At 63.9% G+C, this 16201-nt stretch carries 12 protein-coding genes, 2 other RNA genes and 3 pseudogenes; 3 read left to right on the plus strand and 14 right to left on the minus strand.

Annotation, left to right across the window (positions count from 1 at the left end; genetic code table 11):
• Positions 1–74: 74 nt before the first annotated feature.
• Positions 75–332: pseudogene (locus XpopCFBP1817_RS14305) on the minus strand (AsnC family protein); the annotation flags it as partial.
• A gap of 328 nt (positions 333–660) precedes the next feature.
• Positions 661–1953, minus strand: coding sequence for an adenylosuccinate synthase (locus tag XpopCFBP1817_RS14310; RefSeq protein WP_128417630.1), 1293 nt, complete (start codon positions 1951–1953; stop codon positions 661–663).
• A gap of 457 nt (positions 1954–2410) precedes the next feature.
• Between XpopCFBP1817_RS14310 and XpopCFBP1817_RS14315 the strand changes: the two genes are divergently transcribed.
• Positions 2411–2487, plus strand: a non-coding RNA gene (locus XpopCFBP1817_RS14315) — sX9 sRNA.
• Positions 2488–2491: 4 nt separating this feature from the next.
• Here the strand turns inward: XpopCFBP1817_RS14315 and XpopCFBP1817_RS14320 are convergent.
• From XpopCFBP1817_RS14320 to XpopCFBP1817_RS14350, 7 genes and pseudogenes are all read right to left on the minus strand, one after another.
• A complete protein-coding gene (locus XpopCFBP1817_RS14320; protein WP_128417631.1) occupies positions 2492–2677 on the minus strand; it encodes a DUF2065 domain-containing protein in 186 nt (61 codons plus the stop codon).
• 259 nt (positions 2678–2936) lie between these two features.
• Positions 2937–3800, minus strand: a complete 864-nt coding sequence (hflC, locus tag XpopCFBP1817_RS14325; RefSeq protein WP_128417632.1) for a protease modulator HflC — start codon at positions 3798–3800, stop codon at positions 2937–2939.
• Positions 3797–4939, minus strand: a complete 1143-nt coding sequence (hflK, locus tag XpopCFBP1817_RS14330; protein ID WP_128417633.1) for an FtsH protease activity modulator HflK — start codon at positions 4937–4939, stop codon at positions 3797–3799. Before hflK ends, hflC begins: the two co-directional genes overlap by 4 nt.
• Before the next feature lie 591 nt (positions 4940–5530).
• Positions 5531–5917: a twitching motility response regulator PilH gene (pilH, locus tag XpopCFBP1817_RS14335; protein WP_024938599.1), complete on the minus strand. Its 387-nt coding sequence runs from the start codon at positions 5915–5917 to the stop codon at positions 5531–5533.
• Between the two features lie 367 nt (positions 5918–6284).
• A complete protein-coding gene (locus XpopCFBP1817_RS14340; RefSeq protein WP_128417634.1) occupies positions 6285–7181 on the minus strand; it encodes a DnaJ C-terminal domain-containing protein in 897 nt (298 codons plus the stop codon).
• A gap of 70 nt (positions 7182–7251) precedes the next feature.
• A non-coding RNA gene (locus tag XpopCFBP1817_RS14345) (sX9 sRNA) lies at positions 7252–7327 on the minus strand.
• 156 nt (positions 7328–7483) lie between these two features.
• Positions 7484–7906: pseudogene (locus XpopCFBP1817_RS14350) on the minus strand (Hsp20/alpha crystallin family protein); the annotation flags it as partial.
• A gap of 160 nt (positions 7907–8066) precedes the next feature.
• Here XpopCFBP1817_RS14350 and XpopCFBP1817_RS14355 point away from each other — a divergent pair.
• Together XpopCFBP1817_RS14355 and XpopCFBP1817_RS14360 are read left to right on the plus strand one after the other, a co-directional pair.
• Complete coding sequence (locus XpopCFBP1817_RS14355) at positions 8067–8549, plus strand: peroxiredoxin (protein ID WP_128417635.1); 483 nt, start codon at positions 8067–8069, stop codon at positions 8547–8549.
• A gap of 43 nt (positions 8550–8592) precedes the next feature.
• Positions 8593–9152: pseudogene (locus XpopCFBP1817_RS14360) on the plus strand (ferritin-like domain-containing protein).
• Positions 9153–9408: 256 nt separating this feature from the next.
• Here XpopCFBP1817_RS14360 and pbpC read toward each other — a convergent pair.
• From pbpC to XpopCFBP1817_RS14380, 5 genes are all read right to left on the minus strand, one after another.
• The gene (pbpC, locus tag XpopCFBP1817_RS14365; protein WP_128417636.1) at positions 9409–11829 is read right to left on the minus strand and encodes a penicillin-binding protein 1C; all 2421 of its coding nucleotides are present in this window, start codon (positions 11827–11829) and stop codon (positions 9409–9411) included.
• A 102-nt stretch (positions 11830–11931) separates the two neighbouring features.
• Positions 11932–12252, minus strand: coding sequence for a hypothetical protein (locus tag XpopCFBP1817_RS23120; protein ID WP_244171188.1), 321 nt, complete (start codon positions 12250–12252; stop codon positions 11932–11934).
• Between the two features lie 21 nt (positions 12253–12273).
• Positions 12274–12708, minus strand: coding sequence for a hypothetical protein (locus tag XpopCFBP1817_RS23125; protein WP_244171189.1), 435 nt, complete (start codon positions 12706–12708; stop codon positions 12274–12276).
• A 132-nt stretch (positions 12709–12840) separates the two neighbouring features.
• Positions 12841–13788 carry a glycerophosphodiester phosphodiesterase family protein gene (locus tag XpopCFBP1817_RS14375; protein WP_128417637.1) on the minus strand — a complete coding sequence of 316 codons (948 nt, stop codon included), beginning with the start codon at positions 13786–13788 and terminating at the stop codon, positions 12841–12843.
• A gap of 157 nt (positions 13789–13945) precedes the next feature.
• Positions 13946–16201: TonB-dependent receptor (locus XpopCFBP1817_RS14380; RefSeq protein ID WP_279627121.1), on the minus strand; the 2256-nt coding region annotated here is incomplete at its 5' end.

Below are 16201 nucleotides of genomic sequence, written 5' to 3' on the forward strand. Positions count from 1 at the left end.
CGCGGCTGACGTCACTGGGATAGCGTGCTCTCATCTCCATATGATCGGATAATTCGGGAAGACTTTGAACGGGCTCTAAGCGGCCCGATGACGGCAGGAAAGGCGTAACGCACGCCGTGGACCGCAAACTCGTGCAGCGCCGTGCGCACCGTCTCCCACTCGCCGCGACTTTTTTCCAGCGCCAAGCCGGAGGCCAACGCGCGCTTGACGCTGCGATGCACCTGAGAGGCGCTCATGCCCAGCGCTTCTCCAAGGGAGGCATACGTCCAGGCCTGGCCCGGTTGGGCGACCTGCTTGTACAGCACTACTAAATCGTGCGGCTTGAATTCCACGTTAGATCCGCTTTATTACATATTCCGGAATATGGAATATCAAACTAAACATCTGCCTTTGCAAACCGGCTCGCGCTCATCCGCCCGCTATGCGCATCGCGGCTCCTTCCCATGCTGGAAATCGTTGGGAAAACGCATACGGATGCGGCTTGCGATGAAATCGTTGATTGAGCAACGCTGCGAACATCAGCCATCTTCCTTGTCATGGTATCGACCTCGGGTACCGCAGAGACGCCCCAGTTCCAACGATGGCGGCGGTGACCCGCATGACACAGAGAAAAGCCCCGCTGACGCAGGGCTTTTCGTTACTCCGCGCACGTGCCTGCGATCAGGCGAACGGATCCTGCAGCACCATGGTGTGGTCGCGGTCCGGGCCGGTGGAGACGATGCTGATCGGGCAGCCGGCCAGTTCTTCCAGCGCGCGCAGGTAGGCGCGTGCGGCCACGGGCAGCTTGTCCCATTCGGTGATGCCGTGGGTGTTCTCGGTCCAGCCCGGGAACTCCAGGTACACCGGCGTGCAGTCTTCCCAGCCCTGCGCGTCCAGCGGTGCGTATTCGGTGCGCTTGCCGCGGTATTCGTAGGCGATGCAGACCTTGAGCTTTTCCATGCCGTCAAGCACGTCGAGCTTGGTGATGCACAGGCCGGAAATGCCGTTGATGGCCACGGCACGCTTGAGCGCAACGATGTCCATCCAGCCGCAGCGACGCGGGCGGCCGGTGGAGGCGCCGTACTCGGCACCGCGGTCGCGGATGCCCTGGCCCACGTCGTCGTCCAGCTCGGTCGGGAACGGGCCGCCGCCTACGCGCGTGGCGTAGGCCTTGGCAATGCCGAGCACGTAATCGATCGCATCGGCACCCACGCCGGTGCCGGCCAGTGCGCCGCCGACCGTGGTGTTGGAACTGGTGACATACGGATAGGTGCCGTGGTCGATGTCCAGCAGTGCGCCCTGCGCACCTTCGAACAGCACGCGCTTCCCCTGCTTGCGCAGGTCGTGCAGGATGCCGGCCACGTCGGACTTCATCGGCTGCACATAGTCGCCGAAGGCCAACGCTTCGTCGAAGGTCTTCTGGAAATCGACCGCCTCCACGCCCAGGTACTTGGTCAGCACAAAGTTGTGGTAATCCAGCGCGGTACGCAGCAGTTCTTCCAGCTGCGCCGGGTAATGCAGGTCGGCGATGCGGATACCGCGACGGGCCACCTTGTCTTCGTACGCCGGACCGATACCGCGGCCGGTGGTGCCGATGGCCTTGCCGCCAGCAGCCTTCTCGCGCGCCTGATCCAGGGAGATGTGGTACGGCATGATCAGCGGCGCGGCCGGGGAGATCTTCAGGCGCGAACGCACTTCCACACCAGCCGATTCCAGCTCGCCGATCTCCTTGATCAGCGCGGCCGGGGAGATCACCACGCCATTGCCGATCAGGCACAGCGCGCCATCGCGCAGGATGCCGGACGGAATCAGATGCAAGACGGTCTTCTTGCCGTTGATGACCAAGGTGTGGCCGGCGTTATGGCCGCCCTGGAAGCGCACGACCGCACCGATTTCTTCGGTGAGCAGATCGACGATCTTGCCCTTGCCTTCATCGCCCCACTGGGCACCGAGCACGACAACTGACTGACCCATGACGGGGTGAACTCCTGATTTTTGCTGCGGCCATCGGGGCCGCGGGATGGGACCGGCCCAGGACTGGCAGCGACACGATGCGCGCGGCTCCATCGGGAAGCGTTGCCGTGGCGCGAAAGCCCTGACACGGAAAAAGCCGAACGGAGTGCTCTGAGTGGAGCGTGCCCGGCCGGCTTTTGTGCATTATCCGGGTTTCGGGTGGCAGGCACTACCCCTTGGGGGTGGCCGCCCCGGAATTGGTCAGATTGGGGCGCGCTGCGCGGCCGCTGGTGCTTCAAACTCGCTGAGAGCCCCAGCGGACCAACCCCGCTGGTGAGCTGCAATCCGCTGTTCCTGTTGCCGATCGGCGCCTCCCTACTCGCTTCTGTCGTCGCCGATGATGGGCTGCCAATTTAGAGCGGCTAAAAAAACGACTGCGCTCACCGCCAGGCGGGCGCGGTCGGTGCTCGGAATCGACATGTACCACGCGTACACTCCGGTTCTGAGCGCGCCGCCCGCACCCACTTGACGACCGCTCGCGACGTTTTGTTAGCAGCTCTTAGTGGCGCACGATCCACAGCGCGATCGCGCCCAGCACCAGGGTCACGCCGCCAATGGCGCGCAGTTGGGCAGTGGGCAGGCTGAACAGTTGCTCGACCATGCGCTTCCAGGCGGTGGGCACGGTAAACAGCAGCAGGCCTTCGATGACGGCGATCAGGCATAACGCGGATAGAAACTCTTGCATCACCAATACCGTCGCAATGTGGGAGATGCAGTGTGCCCGACAAGTTCCGCGTCGTAGCAGCGCACCTGGGCGCGAATCGCTTTGCTGGTAATGCCCGTCGCGCCCAGGTGCGCTCCTACGAAGGCTGGTGCTCACACCTGCGCTCTTGAGACATCGCGATGCGGCACGCTCATGTCCCTTCGGCCGCGCTGGGGACACAAACAAAAACGCCCGCATTGCGCGGGCGTTTTTGTTTTAACGCGAAGCGATCGACGAACGATCAACGATCGCTATTGAGGTACTGCAAAAACGGATCGTTCTTGTCCAGCACTACCACGCCGTTGCCGTCGGTCATGGAGCCGCGATACGCCTCCAGACTGCGGTAAAACGCGTAGAACGATGGATCTTTCGAACCAGCCTGGCCGTAGATGCGGGCGGCGTCGGCGTCACCTTCGCCGCGCAGCTTCTGTGCATCGCGCTCGGCGTCGGCCACGATCACGGTGGATTCGCGGTCGGCCTGGGCGCGAATGGTCAGGGCCTGCTCTTCGCCTTCGGCGCGCAGCTTGCTGGCTTCCTGCTTGCGTTGGGCGCGCATGCGCTCGTAGACGTCGGTGATCACCTGGCTGTCGGTCGGCAGGTCGATCTGCTTGATGCGCAGGTCGGTGATCTGCATGCCAAGGGCCTTGATGGCGCCGTTGATGCCCTTGAGCTGGTTGGCGATCAGTTCGCTGCGGTCGCCGGAGACCAACTGCTGCAAGGTGCGCGAGTTGATCTGGTTGCGCAGCGAGTCGGTGATGATCGGGGCCAGGCGCGAATTGGCCACCGACTCCTCACCACCGGTGGCGCGGTAGAACGCACGCACATCGGAGATGTAACCGATGGCGAAGAAGTCCACGCTCACGTCTTTCTGCTCGGCGGTGAAGTAGCGCGCCGGGGCGGTGTCCAGCACCTGGAAGCGGCGATCGAACACGCGGACCGATTCCACCAAGGGAACCTTGAAGTGCAGACCGGGCTTGAGGTCGGCACGCACCACACGGCCCAGGTTGAGCACCATAGCGGTCTGATCTTCGCGCACCACGTACACCGAGCCCATCAGGCCCAGCAGCACGGCGACGATCAGGCCAATCATTAGCGAATTTTTCATTGGTCGGTTCCCTCACGGCCGGTTGGACGCGGGCCGCGCTCCGGATTGCGGATGCCCTCGCTGCCGCCACTGGTTTGCGGCGGATTCAACAGCACATCCTGCGGCACCATCGACGGCATGCCGCCGTTGCCTGTGTTGCCGCTGCTATTGGCGGACTTGTTGCCATCGGCCGGCAGCGGCACGTAGATCACCTGGCGGCCATCGCTGCCGATCACCTTGCGGTTCTCCGACAGCACCTTCTGCACGGTTTCCAGCCACAGGCGCTTGCGCGTGACCTCGGGTGCGTTGGCATACTGCTCTTGCAACAAAGTGAAGCGGTCGGCGTCGCCCTCGGCTTTGGAGACGGTCGCCTGCTTGTAGCCTTCAGCACCTGTGCGGGTGCGTGCACCCTGACCGCGCGCTTCGGGCACCACTTTGGCGGCGTATGCCTGGGCTTCGTTGATCAGGCGCTCGCGCACCTGCTGGGCACCGTTGACCTCGTCGAAGGCCGGCTTCACTTCTTCCGGCGGACGCGCGTCCGGCAATGTCACGCCCGTCACGGCAAGACCGGTGTTATAGGCGTCGAGCGCAGCCTGCAGACGGTCCTTGGAGGCGATGGCCAGCGGGCCGCGGTTGTTGAGCACAGTGTTGAGGTCGGAGCGACCGACCTGCTCACGCACGGCGCTCTGCGCAGCCTGCTCCAGCACCAGATCGGCGTTGCGCGAACCGAACAGATACTTGCGCGGGTCACTGATCTGGTACTGCACGTTGAGCGAGACGTTGACGATGTTCTCGTCGCGTGTCAGCACCGGCACCTGGTTGCTGAAGGTCTTGATCTCGGTGGCGTTGACCTTGCGCACCGACTCGACCGGCCACGGCAGCTTGAAGTTGGGGCCGGGCTGCAGGATGCGCGAGAACTGGCCGAAGCGCAGCACCACGCCACGCTGCTGCTCGCCGATGAGCTGGAAGCTGGAAAACAGCACCATCAGCACCACCGCGATCAGAATCCAGCGCCACACGCCGCCATCGAACAACTCTTTCAACGTGGCGGGCAGATTGCCCCAACCACCACCGTTGCCACCACCGCGCGGGCTCCAGGACCTGCGACGGTTGGGATCCGGGCCGTCTCCGCCCTTGTTGCCGGGTGTGTTCCAGGCCATGCACGCTCCATGATCGAGGGGCTGTGCGGGCCAGTCCCGCAGTGCCGCCGTGTTGTGTGAATTCGATGATTCTACTAGATGTGGCAGATCGGCCGTTTTGAAAGGCCCCCTTTGGTGCATCCACGATTTAGCTGGTGGGGTGGATTAAGCGGATGGCCGGGTTTGCCGACGGGGTGGAGCACGGTGTCGGCGCGATCTTGGGGGGCAAGCAGAGGGGCACGCGTTCTGGAGTTGGCCGATGGTGATCGCGCCAAGGCTGGACGCGGACGACGCCTGCGATGCGGTGTGCTTCGGTGCCAATGGCATCTGGCTACTCGCTGAGACGTGGCCACTGTCGGTTTACCGATCCCGCGTTCGGCTTCGCTGGATGAGCAAGGGTCACGGCCAGGCTGAGCAACGGATGCGTTTGCCAACGTTAGGTTGCGGCGCAGGATGCCGCCGATGGCACGCAAGCAACGATGTCCAAACGGCACTGGCGGCGCAGCTGACGTTGGCGTCAGCGCTGAGGGGCGTGTGGTTGCCGCGACGACGCGCCGGCTCCTCGCAGTGCGGAACGAAGACGCGCCCGCCAATCGCACTTCGCCAACGCACTTACACGGTCGGCGGTTCGTCTTTCTGGTTGAACACACGCTCCATCACTTCCAGCAATTCATCTTCGGAGAACGGCTTGGTGATGTAGGCGCGCGCGCCCTGGCGCATGCCCCACATGCGGTCAGTGTCCTGATCCTTGGTTGTCACCAGAATCACCGGAATGTGCTGGGTGGTGGGTTCGCGCTTGAGCGTGCGCGTGGCCTGAAATCCATTGAGGTTGGGCATGACAACATCCATCAACACCAGATCCGGGAGCGAGGACTTGGCCGCTTCCACGCCGGCGGCGCCATCGGTTGCGGTGATGGTTTCGTGCCCCAGCTTCTCGACGATGCGCTGAATCCCCAGCAGCTGCGACGGCGAGTCGTCGACGATCAGAATGCGAGCCATGTGCTTCCCCTAGTGTGCGCGGCGAGTTTAGTGCGCCGGCCGCGCTTTCGGTAGCTGGGTCCAGGCTGGGCGCTGGACGCTTGTGGGTGCTGTTGCGATGTACGATTTGTGGTGCGTTGTTTTCGTTGTGGGCTGATGCTGTCCTACTACGTCGGAGCGGGCGCGGTTGGATTCAAGGGAAGGAGAGGCGCTTTTGATTCCCTTCTCCCGTCGGTAGAAGGTGACGCGTAGCGCCGGATGAGGGTACGACCGGGATCGGAAGGCGCAGATCGATGTTGACTGATGCACCGCTAGCCTGCCGAACCCTCACCCCAACTCCTCTCACGGGGAGAGGGGCTCACTCTCGCTTGCGCTGATATGGTCCAGCTCACACCGACTCGCCGAACGCCTTGGCCAGGTTGCGATATGCCTTCTTCTGGGCATCGTCTGTGGGAGCTGGTGCAAGAATCTCCAACTCCACAATCTGGTCGCCCGGGGTGGTGCCCGGTAGCCCGCGGCCGCGTAAGCGCAGCTTGCGGCCGGCGTCCGAGTCGGCTGGCACCTTCAACTCCACCGACCCACCCAGCGTCGGCACACTGATGGCGGTGCCCAGCGCGGCCTGCCAGGGCGTGACCTGCAGGGTGTACAGAATGTTGCGCCCGTCCACCTCGAACTGCGGGTGCGCGGCGTATTCGATCTCCAGCAACAGATTGCCGCCACCATTGCCCTGCCCGCTCAGGCGAATCACCTGGCCGGGCTGGATGCCCTTGGGCACACGCACGTCCAGGTGCTTGCCGTTGATGGTGATGCGCACGCTGTCGCCGGCATGCACCGCTTCCAGCGGCACCGCCAGCTTGGCGCGGGTGTCGCCACGCGCTTGCGGGCCGGGGCCTGCACCAGGGCCGGCGCCCGCGCCACGCGGGCGACCGCCGCGCTGGCCGGCGAACAGGCTTTCGAAGAAATCGCTGAAGCCGCCACCGGCGCCGCCGTTGCCGAACACTTCCTCGTACTCATAGCCCTGCCCGCCGTTGTAACTGGGCGGGGCCTGAAACGCGTCGCCCGGGCGATAGCCCTGCGCCTTGAGCTGGTCGTAGGCCTTGCGCTTGGCCGGGTCGCGCAGCGCCTCATAGGCTTCGTTGATCGCCTTGAATTTGTCTTCCGCGCCGGCCTCCTTGCTGACGTCGGGGTGGTACTTGCGCGCGAGCCGGCGGTAGGCGGTCTTGATCTCCGCATCGCCTGCGCTGGGCTCCACGCCCAGCGTTGCGTAGTAATCCTTGAATTCCATCTAATCACCTCTGACTAATCACCTCTGAAAAAAAAGCGGCCCGCAGCCAAGGCTACGAGCCGGTTCGAGCGGCTATCGAAACGCCGCAAGGATCGTCAGGTGGGCGCGGACGACGCACCCGGAACCGCAGTGTACGAATGGTACATGCCGATTCCGAGCGCCGACCGCGCCCGCCTGGCGGTGCGCGCATGTTTCGATAGCTGTTCTATTCGCAGCCGGGCGGGCAAGCGCGCCTATTCTACGGCGCGCTTGCCCGCCGGGGAGCGAAGCACGCCGCTTCGCTCCAGGTCCTGGTGCGTTTNCGGGGTCGCCGCCGGGCGCTTGGGGATACGGATTTCCAGCACGCCGTTGTGTCCGGCGGCAGTGATGCCGTCGGCATCGGCACTGTCGGGCAACGCGAAGCGGCGGTGGAAGCTGCCGTAGCGGCGCTCGATGCGCGAAAAACGCTCGGTCTCGGTGCTGGACTCGCTGTTGCGCTCGCCCTTGATCGACAGGATGCCCTTGTCCATCTGCACCTCGATCTGGGTCGGGTCGATGCCGGGCAGATCGGCGTACAACACGAAGTGGTTGGGTTCTTCCTTGATGTCCACGCGCGGCACCCATTGCGCGGTCACCACCGCCGATGCGTCGGTGTCGCTGTTGTGCTCGAAGAAGCGGTCGAACACATGCTTGATCTCATTTTGCAGGGCATCGGTGGGCCACTGCGGATAACGAACGATGTTCATTGCGAGCCTCCAAAGATTGAGTGACGGGCCGGCTACCGCAGCGCGTGCGGTTGCGCCGGCCACGAGCGTCAGATAGGCGTCGCACTGAAGATTTCAAGCACGTTGACGCGCTTTTCCCCTGCGCCTTTCTAGAATTCGTTCAGCTACAGGAGCCTGCCCCATGCCCATCCACGTAGGTGACCGCATTCCCGAGGTCGTGCTAAAGCGCATGCGCGAGGGCATCGAAGCGGTCGATACCCATACCTTGTTCGCGGGCCGCAAGGTAGTGCTATTCGCGGTACCGGGCGCCTTCACCCCGACCTGTTCGGCCAAGCACCTGCCGGGCTACGTGGAGCACTTCGAGCAGTTCCGCAAACGCGGCATCGAAGTGTTGTGCACGGCCGTCAACGACCCGTTCGTGATGCAGGCCTGGGGCCGCAGCCAGCTGATCCCTGACGGCTTGCACATGTTGCCCGACGGCAACGCTGAACTTGCGCGTGCGCTGGGGCTTGACATCGACGCCAGCGGCTCGGGCATGGGCCTGCGCTCGCGTCGCTATGCGCTGTATGCAGACGATGCCGTGGTGAAAGCCCTGTTTGTCGAAGAGCCAGGCGACTTCAAGGTGTCTGCTGCCGATTACGTGCTGCAGCACCTGCCCGGTTGATGCAGTGATTCCCCCGTCCACTCAGCAAGCAAAACGGCCAGCCATGTCTACCCAGCCAGCCAAGCACCTCCCCCCCGGCATCACCGACACCGCCACCTTGCGCACCCGCGCACACCAGAGCATCGAAGACGGTGCCATCACCGAGACGTGCCACGCCGACCGCGAGGCGGTGATCGCACTGCTCAACACCGCACGGGCCACCGAATACGTGTGCACGCTGCGCTCCTACCGTCACTACTTATGGCCAAGGGCATGCTTGCCGACGCGGTCAAGGGCGAGTTCCTGGAACACGCGCAGCAGGAGCAGACGCACGCGCACAAACTCGCCGAGCGCATCGTGCAACTGGGTGGCGAACCGGATCTCAACCCGGACACGCTGACCAAGCGCCCGCGCGCAGACTGCAAGGAAGGCACCGACCTGCGCGACATGGTGCGCGAGAATCTGATCGCTGAACGCATCGCCATCGACAGCTAACGCGAGATGATCGATTTCATCGGCGACCAGGACACCACCACCAAGCGCATTCTCGAAAGCATCCTGGCTCGGGAAGAAGAGCATGCCGATGAATTTGCCGACCTGCTGGAAGGCTGGATCAGCGAGTGAGGTGCTGGTGGTTGATGTGTCAGTGCACCGCAACCTACATTGATATCGAGTCGTAGCGTCGTTTAGATGCAGTCCAATGCTAGGTCAACTGCCTAGTGGGTCGAGGGCACGGTGCCCTCGCCGCTCGCGGGACCTTACGCGGCATGGATGCCGCGTAAGAGCCTACAAGGACGTACTTGCGGCATGTCCTGCGATGGTGGGCTGGCAAGGGCCCTGCAGCCCCAAACCGCAGATCAGCCGCTCTTGGATCTCTGCTTCAACGCAACACCCGAAAGCGCACCTGCGTCCAGGCGCCATCGCTAGCCAGTGCCGTCAACGTATGCGCGCCCACTTCTTCAAAATCGCGTTGAAATCCCTGCCGGCCATTGGTCTGCGCGATCCAGCGGCCGTCCAGCAACCAATCGATGCGCCCTTCGCTGCCCAATGCGCGCAGTTGCAAGCGCACCTGGCGCGCGGTGTCGTTAGCGCGTGCCAGCGTGGCGCGATCGCTCAGGCCGTCGATGCGCAGCACGCCGCCACCGGTCATTCGCCCGTCGAGAAGGCAGTCCGGCGCGAGTGGTGGAAGTTGCGCGGCGCTGCGTTCGGCGGCGCTGAGCCAGGGCGACACCAATGCCGGCCAGCGCGCCACTGCACGTGATACGCGCTGATGGGGCTGACTGCAGTCTTGCGATAGCCGCTGACCGCTGCGCGCATCCGCATCGACATACAGCTGCCCGCTTTGCCATAGCCGCGCATCGCGTTCGGCGAAGGTGGGCGGCACTGCGCCATCGAGCGCGTACGCTTCGGCGCGTCGCGCGCATTGCGCCGGTGGCGTGTGATTGGCAGCGCCGCCAAGCGGCCAGCAGATCTCCAAGGCCTGCACAGTGGCGGGCATCGGCACTGGCGCGCTATCGCCGGCGCTGCGCGGCAATGCATCGATCACTTCGAACATCAGCGGCAGCGCGGTGACTGCACCGTATTGGCCAGGCAGCGGCGTGCCATCCGGCCGCCCCACCCACACCCCGACCGTGTAACGGCGCGTGCCGCCGATCGCCCACGCATCGCGGTAGCCGTAGCTGGTGCCGGTCTTCCACGCCACGCCCGGGAGCACGGCGGTGTCGAAGGTGCCGCTGCCATAACCGGGCCGCGGATTGCTTTGCAAAATCTCGCGCACGATCCATGCCGCGCCCGGCAACATCAGACGGCGCTCGATCCGCGGATCGTCCGGCGTATAGCGCACACGTCCGGCGATGCCGCCGCGATTGAGCGCGGCAAACGCGCCCACCAGTTCCTGCAACTGCGCGCCGGTGCCGCCCAGAATCAATGCAAGCGACGGCATGCTGCCATGAGCAAAACGCAGACCGATCCCGGCATTGGACAGCCGCGCAGCAAAGCGCGCCGGTCCGATACGATCAAGCAGATCCACCGCCGGCACGTTCAAGGACAAACGCAACGCGGTGGCTGCGCTCACCGGCCCGTTAAAGGCCGCATCGAAATTGCCGGGCCGATAACCGCCAAAGCTCTGCGGCGCATCCACCAACAGGCTTTCCGAGTGGATCAACCCATCGTCCAAGGCCATGCCATACAGAAACTGCTTGAGGGTGGAGCCGGGCGAGCGCCAGGCCTGCACCATGTCCACATGCCCCAACCGCTTGCGATCGCCGAACCTGGCCGAGCCCACATATGCACGCGCTTCCATCGTAGCGTTGTCCACCACCAACAGTGCGGCCGAGGTGCGCTCGGGCAGTTGCGAAAAATAGGTGGACACGCGTTCTTCCAGCGTGCGCTGCAATTCCACATCCAGCGTGGTGACGATGCGCGCCGCACGCGGTTGCGCGCTGTGCAGACGCTGCGCCAGCAGGGCCGCATGCAAGGGCGGTTTGAGCGAACGCGTGACCACCGGCTCGATACGCGCATCGTCCACCTGCGCGCGCGACCACACGCCCAGTTCCACCATGCGATCGAGCACCTTGTCGCGCGCACGCTGTGCAGCTTCCGGATGTCGATCCGGGCGCAGGCGGCTTGGCGATTGCGGCAGCACCGCCAGCAACGCCGCCTCGGCCTGCGACAAGGCTTTGGCCGGTTTACCCAAGTAAGCCCAACTGGCCGCTTCCACACCTTCGATGGTGCCGCCGTACGGCGCGCGCTCCAGATACAACGTGAGAATCTCGCGCTTGCTCAAGTGCGCTTCCAGCTGCAGCGCGCGCAACACCTGCTTGGCCTTGCCCCACGGCGTGCGCGTATTCGGGTCCAGAATGCGCGCCACCTGCATGGTCAGCGTCGAACCACCGGACACGATACGCCCCTGCCCGACCCACTGCCCGCCCGCCCGCAGCAGGCCCCACGAGTTGACCCCGGGATGGCGCCAGAACCAGCGGTCTTCGTAATTGAGCAGCGCCTGCAGATACAGCGGCGACACGCTCTGCGGTGTGGCCGGATAGCGCCACACGCCATTGCGATCGGCGAATGCGCGCAGCGGCGTGCCATCGCGTGCCACCACCAGCGTGGAGGTATCGCGCGATTTGGGCAACGGCAGTGGAAAGGCCAGGTCCAGCAACAACACAGCAGACAACACTGCCACTGCGCTGCAACGTAGCCACGTCACCCAGCGGCGGCCACGCCGAGCCACACCATCCTGGTCAGCGGCGCGCTCCTGCGTCCGGTCGGTCCTTGCCTGCGCGTGCTGATGCTCATCCATCCTGCAAAGCATGCAGGGCACAAGGCATTTCGGCCACTATCGCGCGCGGCAAGCTGTGGCGTTGAGTGCTGCGCGCTCCTGCCTTGCGCGACGACAAAGGCGCTAGCCCACGACGTCCGCACCCACCGTGCGACGCGGCCTTACACACAGCCGCAGCAATCCCAACGCCAGAAACACGGCAGGCAGGCGCAATGCCATGCCGAGCCAGCCACTGGCGGCCGAATCGGACACCGCAAAGACCGTCCAGACCGCGTTGAGCCAGACATGCAGCACCGAGCCGCTCCAGATCGTGTAGCCGTCCTGCGCGTCCACAATGGCAAACAGCAGCGCGCCAATACCGGTGATGGCGAAGATCAACAATGCCTCGCCACCCCCGCCCCCTGCGCCGAGCCAATGCACGCCGCCGAACACAACGGCCTGCACCAGCGCCGCAATCGCCGGACGTCAGGCCAGCGCGCGGCAGGGGAAGACGAAGCCGAAACCGCGAAAGACGATTTCTTCGGCCAGCGGAAAGAGCAGCGCCAACCACTGCAGGCCAAGCAGATCGTCGGTACCGACCGTGGTGGACTGCGTCCACAGCCCAAGCCAGCACGGCACTGTGGCCAACAGCGTCAGCACAGGGCCGCGCAAGCCGTTCCAACGCAGCCCCAGACGCGCCGCGATCTCCCCTGGCGTGCCAGGACGCAGCAAGACCTCTGCAACCAGCACCACCACGACGCTGAGCAGATTGTCGGCAATCCCGCCGCCGTAGGGCAGCGGGATTTTCGGGATGGGCAGACCAACGGCCTTGGCCACCTCACGGACCTGCAGCGCGACCAGCAGAACCACCAACCAGACGACATGCGGACTGAATCGGCGCAGCGGTGTATCGAGCGGCATGCAGACGTCCTTGCGTGCAAACGAAGGCCGACTATAGCGGCGGCAACACCCCCGCAGTGCCATGGGTCGTGTTGCGCAACGGCATTGCGCACCCGTCGCGCGCCTGCTGCATGCAGCGATGTAACGCTAAGCTCAACGCTTTTCCACACTCGCGCGATAACGCAGCAACGCTTCAGGCGCATCGGTCTGGATGATCGACACGCCATCGCGGTATAGGCGCCCCCACACCTTGTCGGGGTCGCGCTCGGCATCGGCGTCGCCGCCGTAGCCGGCGATGAAGCCTTCCCACAGCGAGTTGACCATCAGCCGCACGTTGTGCGCCTTGCTCACCGCCACCAGTGCCGGCAATTGCGCTGCTGTCATCTTGGGCAACTCCAACGCCGCCGGGCGCGCGTTGTGTGTCTGCGCGCTGGCGATCGCAGCCAGATCGGCGTTGCCATGCGCGTTGATCAGGATCGGGAAGAAATAGACCTTGTCGAATGGCAGCATCGCGGCCAATGGCGGCGTGGCGATGCCAGCCTCGGCTTTGACGATCACCTGGTGCTGCATCCCGGCGCGTGCGACCGCGTCGACCACCTGCACGTAGATCGCATCTTTGACGTCCAGATTGAGCAGGATGTGGCCCTTGGACTTGGCCAGCATCTGATCGAGCGTGACCACGCGTTGGTCGGTCAGCGGTGCCTGCGCGCCACCTTCGTCGCTGCGCAAGCGCAGCTTTTGCAGGTCGGCCAACGTCAGCTCGGACAGGTTGCCGGTGCCGTCGGTGGTGCGGTCCACGGTGGCGTCATGCAGCATCACCAATGTGCCGTCGGCGGCACGTCGCACATCGGTTTCCATCACGTCGGCACCGATCGCGATGCAACGCTCCAACGCGGCCAACGAATTCTCAGGCGCGGTGTCTTTGAAACCATGCTCAGGCGCTGGCGCGTGGCAACCGCGATGGGCAACGACCACAATGCCGCCGTTTGGATCGGTCAGGCGGGCCTGGATCGCGGCGATGCCGGTGGGCGCTGCGCTCGCAGTGGTGGCGAGCGCCACGCACATCATCGCCGCAAGGGTGGTCACAGAAGATAATGTCATCGAACAACTCCGCTTGAGGGGATTAACAAAAATTGCTGCGCGTCCGTCAGGCGACTGCGGCAGGTGCTCGGTGCGGCATCAACCACTTGCACACTCCATTTCCTCGGTGCCGCCCGCATTCACCTGAAAACCGCTCGCTACGCGTCATGCGTCGTGCTTAGAACGTCGGCGTAAAGCGCAGGCCGAACCAGTAGGTGGTAGGCACCGAATAACTGTCCTTGAGCAGATTCTGCCCGGGACCGGTCACGCTGGTGATGCGACTGTGGGTCATGTTGCTGACCTGGCCGATCAAACTGAGTTGCTTGCTGATTGCATAGGTCGCAGTGACGTCGAGTTGCGAACGCGGCGACCAGTACAGATCCTGCCAATCGATATTGCTGACGATGGCACGCAAGGCCTTGCCCTGACGGTTGTAGGCCGCGCGCAGCTCCAGACCGCCGGTGTTGTAGAACAGCGTGGCATTGGCGGTGTAGTCCGGCTGGCCAACCAGGTTGTCGAGCTTGCGCTCGCGCTGGGTCACATTGCTGCCGCTGCCGGCGCTGTACGGCACATCCAGGCTGCCATCGAGCATCGCAAAATTCGCGCTGAACCCCACACCACTCAACCACGGTGCGATCGGTGCCAGGGTGTTGACGATGCCGTTGAATTCCAACCCGCGGATGCGCGCCTTGGCAGCGTTGGCCGGCGTGCTGATCAACGCATTGGCGTAGGTGGTGCCGTCGAAGGTGAAGCTGTCGGTGCGCGAAAGCGTAAAGATCTCGTCCTGGATGCGCTTGTCGAACACGGCGGTGGAGGCGAACGCATCGAAATCGCCGGGCAAACGCCATTCCAGCGACAGATCCAGGTTATTGGACACGCGCGGCTTGATGTCCGGGTTGCCGATGGTGACGGTGACGCCTTGCGCGTTCGGATTGCCGGCGTCGGCGGTGTTGACGAAGCCGATCGAGGTGCGCGCCGCATAGGCATCGTACGGCGGGCGACCCAGCGTGCGGCTGGCGCCGGCGCGCAGGTCCAATGCATCGGTCAGGTGGTAGGTCATGATGGCCGAGGGCAGCAGATAGTCGTAGTCCGCATTGGTGGGATTATCGAAATATACGTAGCGATTGGTCGCGGTATCCAGCTGCCGCTGGCGGCCGACCGTGTTGAGCGTGGTGCTGTCGAAATGCAGGCCACCCTGCACGTCGAAACGCTCGCTGCGATAACTGACCAGACCATAGCTGCCGAAGGTCTTTTCGGTATGGGTGAAGTTGTCCTGATTGCTGAAAGCCTGTTGGTCGGTGCTGTTGAACGCGCTCAGCGGCGTTGCAGCGAGCACGCGATTGGCCTTGTCCGGATCGATGGTGATCAGGTTCAAACCGGCATAGCGCATCGGCGCCCGGCCAGTACCCGCCACATCGGCCAGGCCGAACGCGGGCGCGTTGGTGTTGGGCTGATATTCGACGCGATAGATGTCGTAGGACGGTTTGTCGGTGGTGTACGACACGCCGGCCGCAAAGCCGATGCCTTGATCGCTCTCGCCCTGGTTGAAGCCGTAATCGAGCCGGCCGGTGAGGATGCGATCGGCCGCAGTACGTTTGTAGTCCGGGCGCCAGTACGACAGGCTGTAATTGTCCAGGTTGTTGTAGGTCTGCGGCGACACCCCGAAGCGTTGATCGAAGCCGGAGGTGTCGTAGTTGAACGCATAGTTGGGCGTAGCGTTGATGGTCACGCCGCTGCCGGTCTGGCCCACCGGCACGGGCGCGGCGCGGCTGATGCCGGTGGCGTACTTGATCATGCGGATCGGCTCGTCGTAGGTCGCATCCGACCACGCACCGCGCGCAGAAAACTGCTGCCGATCGGTGGGCCGCCAGAGCGTGCCAAACTGCGCCACCTTGGTCCGCGTGGTCACGATCTGGTTGGAATACCCCACCTCGATATCGCCACCGGGATAGCTGCCGGAAGTGGCGGTCTGATTGAACACCTGGCCACGGTTGCGCGGGTCGATGAGGACCTCGTTGCGCTCCATGTTGTCTTTGAAATAGTAGTAGCCGGCCATCGCATAGGCTTCGAGCGCGGCGCTGGGGTGCACCTCGAACTTGCCGGTGACGCCATAGCGGTCGCGCTGGTTTTGCACGTACCAGTACTTGTCCTGCTGCGGTACGGCCCAGCCATTGCCGAGATTGGCACCGGTCTGCAGCACGCCGTTGTTGTCGTAGAACCCGTAATGCACCGTGTCGGTGGTCATATGGGTTTCGGTGTAGCTGCTCAGCGTCTGGTAGTTGGCCGATAGAGTGAAGCCGTATTGCTGTTCGCTGCCGAAGGTGCGGCTGCCGGTGGCGTTCAAACGATACCCCGGGTCTGAGGTATCCCCACGTTTTTCAGCCCATGACCATCTGGTTGTAGACGTGTTCGGGCAGTGTGCGTAATCGCTCCA

Source organism: Xanthomonas populi (assembly GCF_002940065.1).
In the GTDB taxonomy this organism is placed as follows: domain Bacteria; phylum Pseudomonadota; class Gammaproteobacteria; order Xanthomonadales; family Xanthomonadaceae; genus Xanthomonas; species Xanthomonas populi.

Coding starts and splice junctions, on each gene's coding strand:
- XpopCFBP1817_RS14340 (WP_128417634.1), bottom strand. CDS start 7,181: ATGGAATTCAAGGATTACTACGCAACGCTGGGCGTGGAGCCCAGCGCA.
- XpopCFBP1817_RS14320 (WP_128417631.1), bottom strand. CDS start 2,677: ATGCAAGAGTTTCTATCCGCGTTATGCCTGATCGCCGTCATCGAAGGC.
- XpopCFBP1817_RS14375 (WP_128417637.1), bottom strand. CDS start 13,788: ATGACATTATCTTCTGTGACCACCCTTGCGGCGATGATGTGCGTGGCG.
- XpopCFBP1817_RS23125 (WP_244171189.1), bottom strand. CDS start 12,708: ATGCCGCTCGATACACCGCTGCGCCGATTCAGTCCGCATGTCGTCTGG.
- XpopCFBP1817_RS14355 (WP_128417635.1), top strand. CDS start 8,067: ATGCCCATCCACGTAGGTGACCGCATTCCCGAGGTCGTGCTAAAGCGC.
- pbpC (WP_128417636.1), bottom strand. CDS start 11,829: ATGGATGAGCATCAGCACGCGCAGGCAAGGACCGACCGGACGCAGGAG.
- pilH (WP_024938599.1), bottom strand. CDS start 5,917: ATGGCTCGCATTCTGATCGTCGACGACTCGCCGTCGCAGCTGCTGGGG.
- hflK (WP_128417633.1), bottom strand. CDS start 4,939: ATGGCCTGGAACACACCCGGCAACAAGGGCGGAGACGGCCCGGATCCC.
- XpopCFBP1817_RS14310 (WP_128417630.1), bottom strand. CDS start 1,953: ATGGGTCAGTCAGTTGTCGTGCTCGGTGCCCAGTGGGGCGATGAAGGC.
- hflC (WP_128417632.1), bottom strand. CDS start 3,800: ATGAAAAATTCGCTAATGATTGGCCTGATCGTCGCCGTGCTGCTGGGC.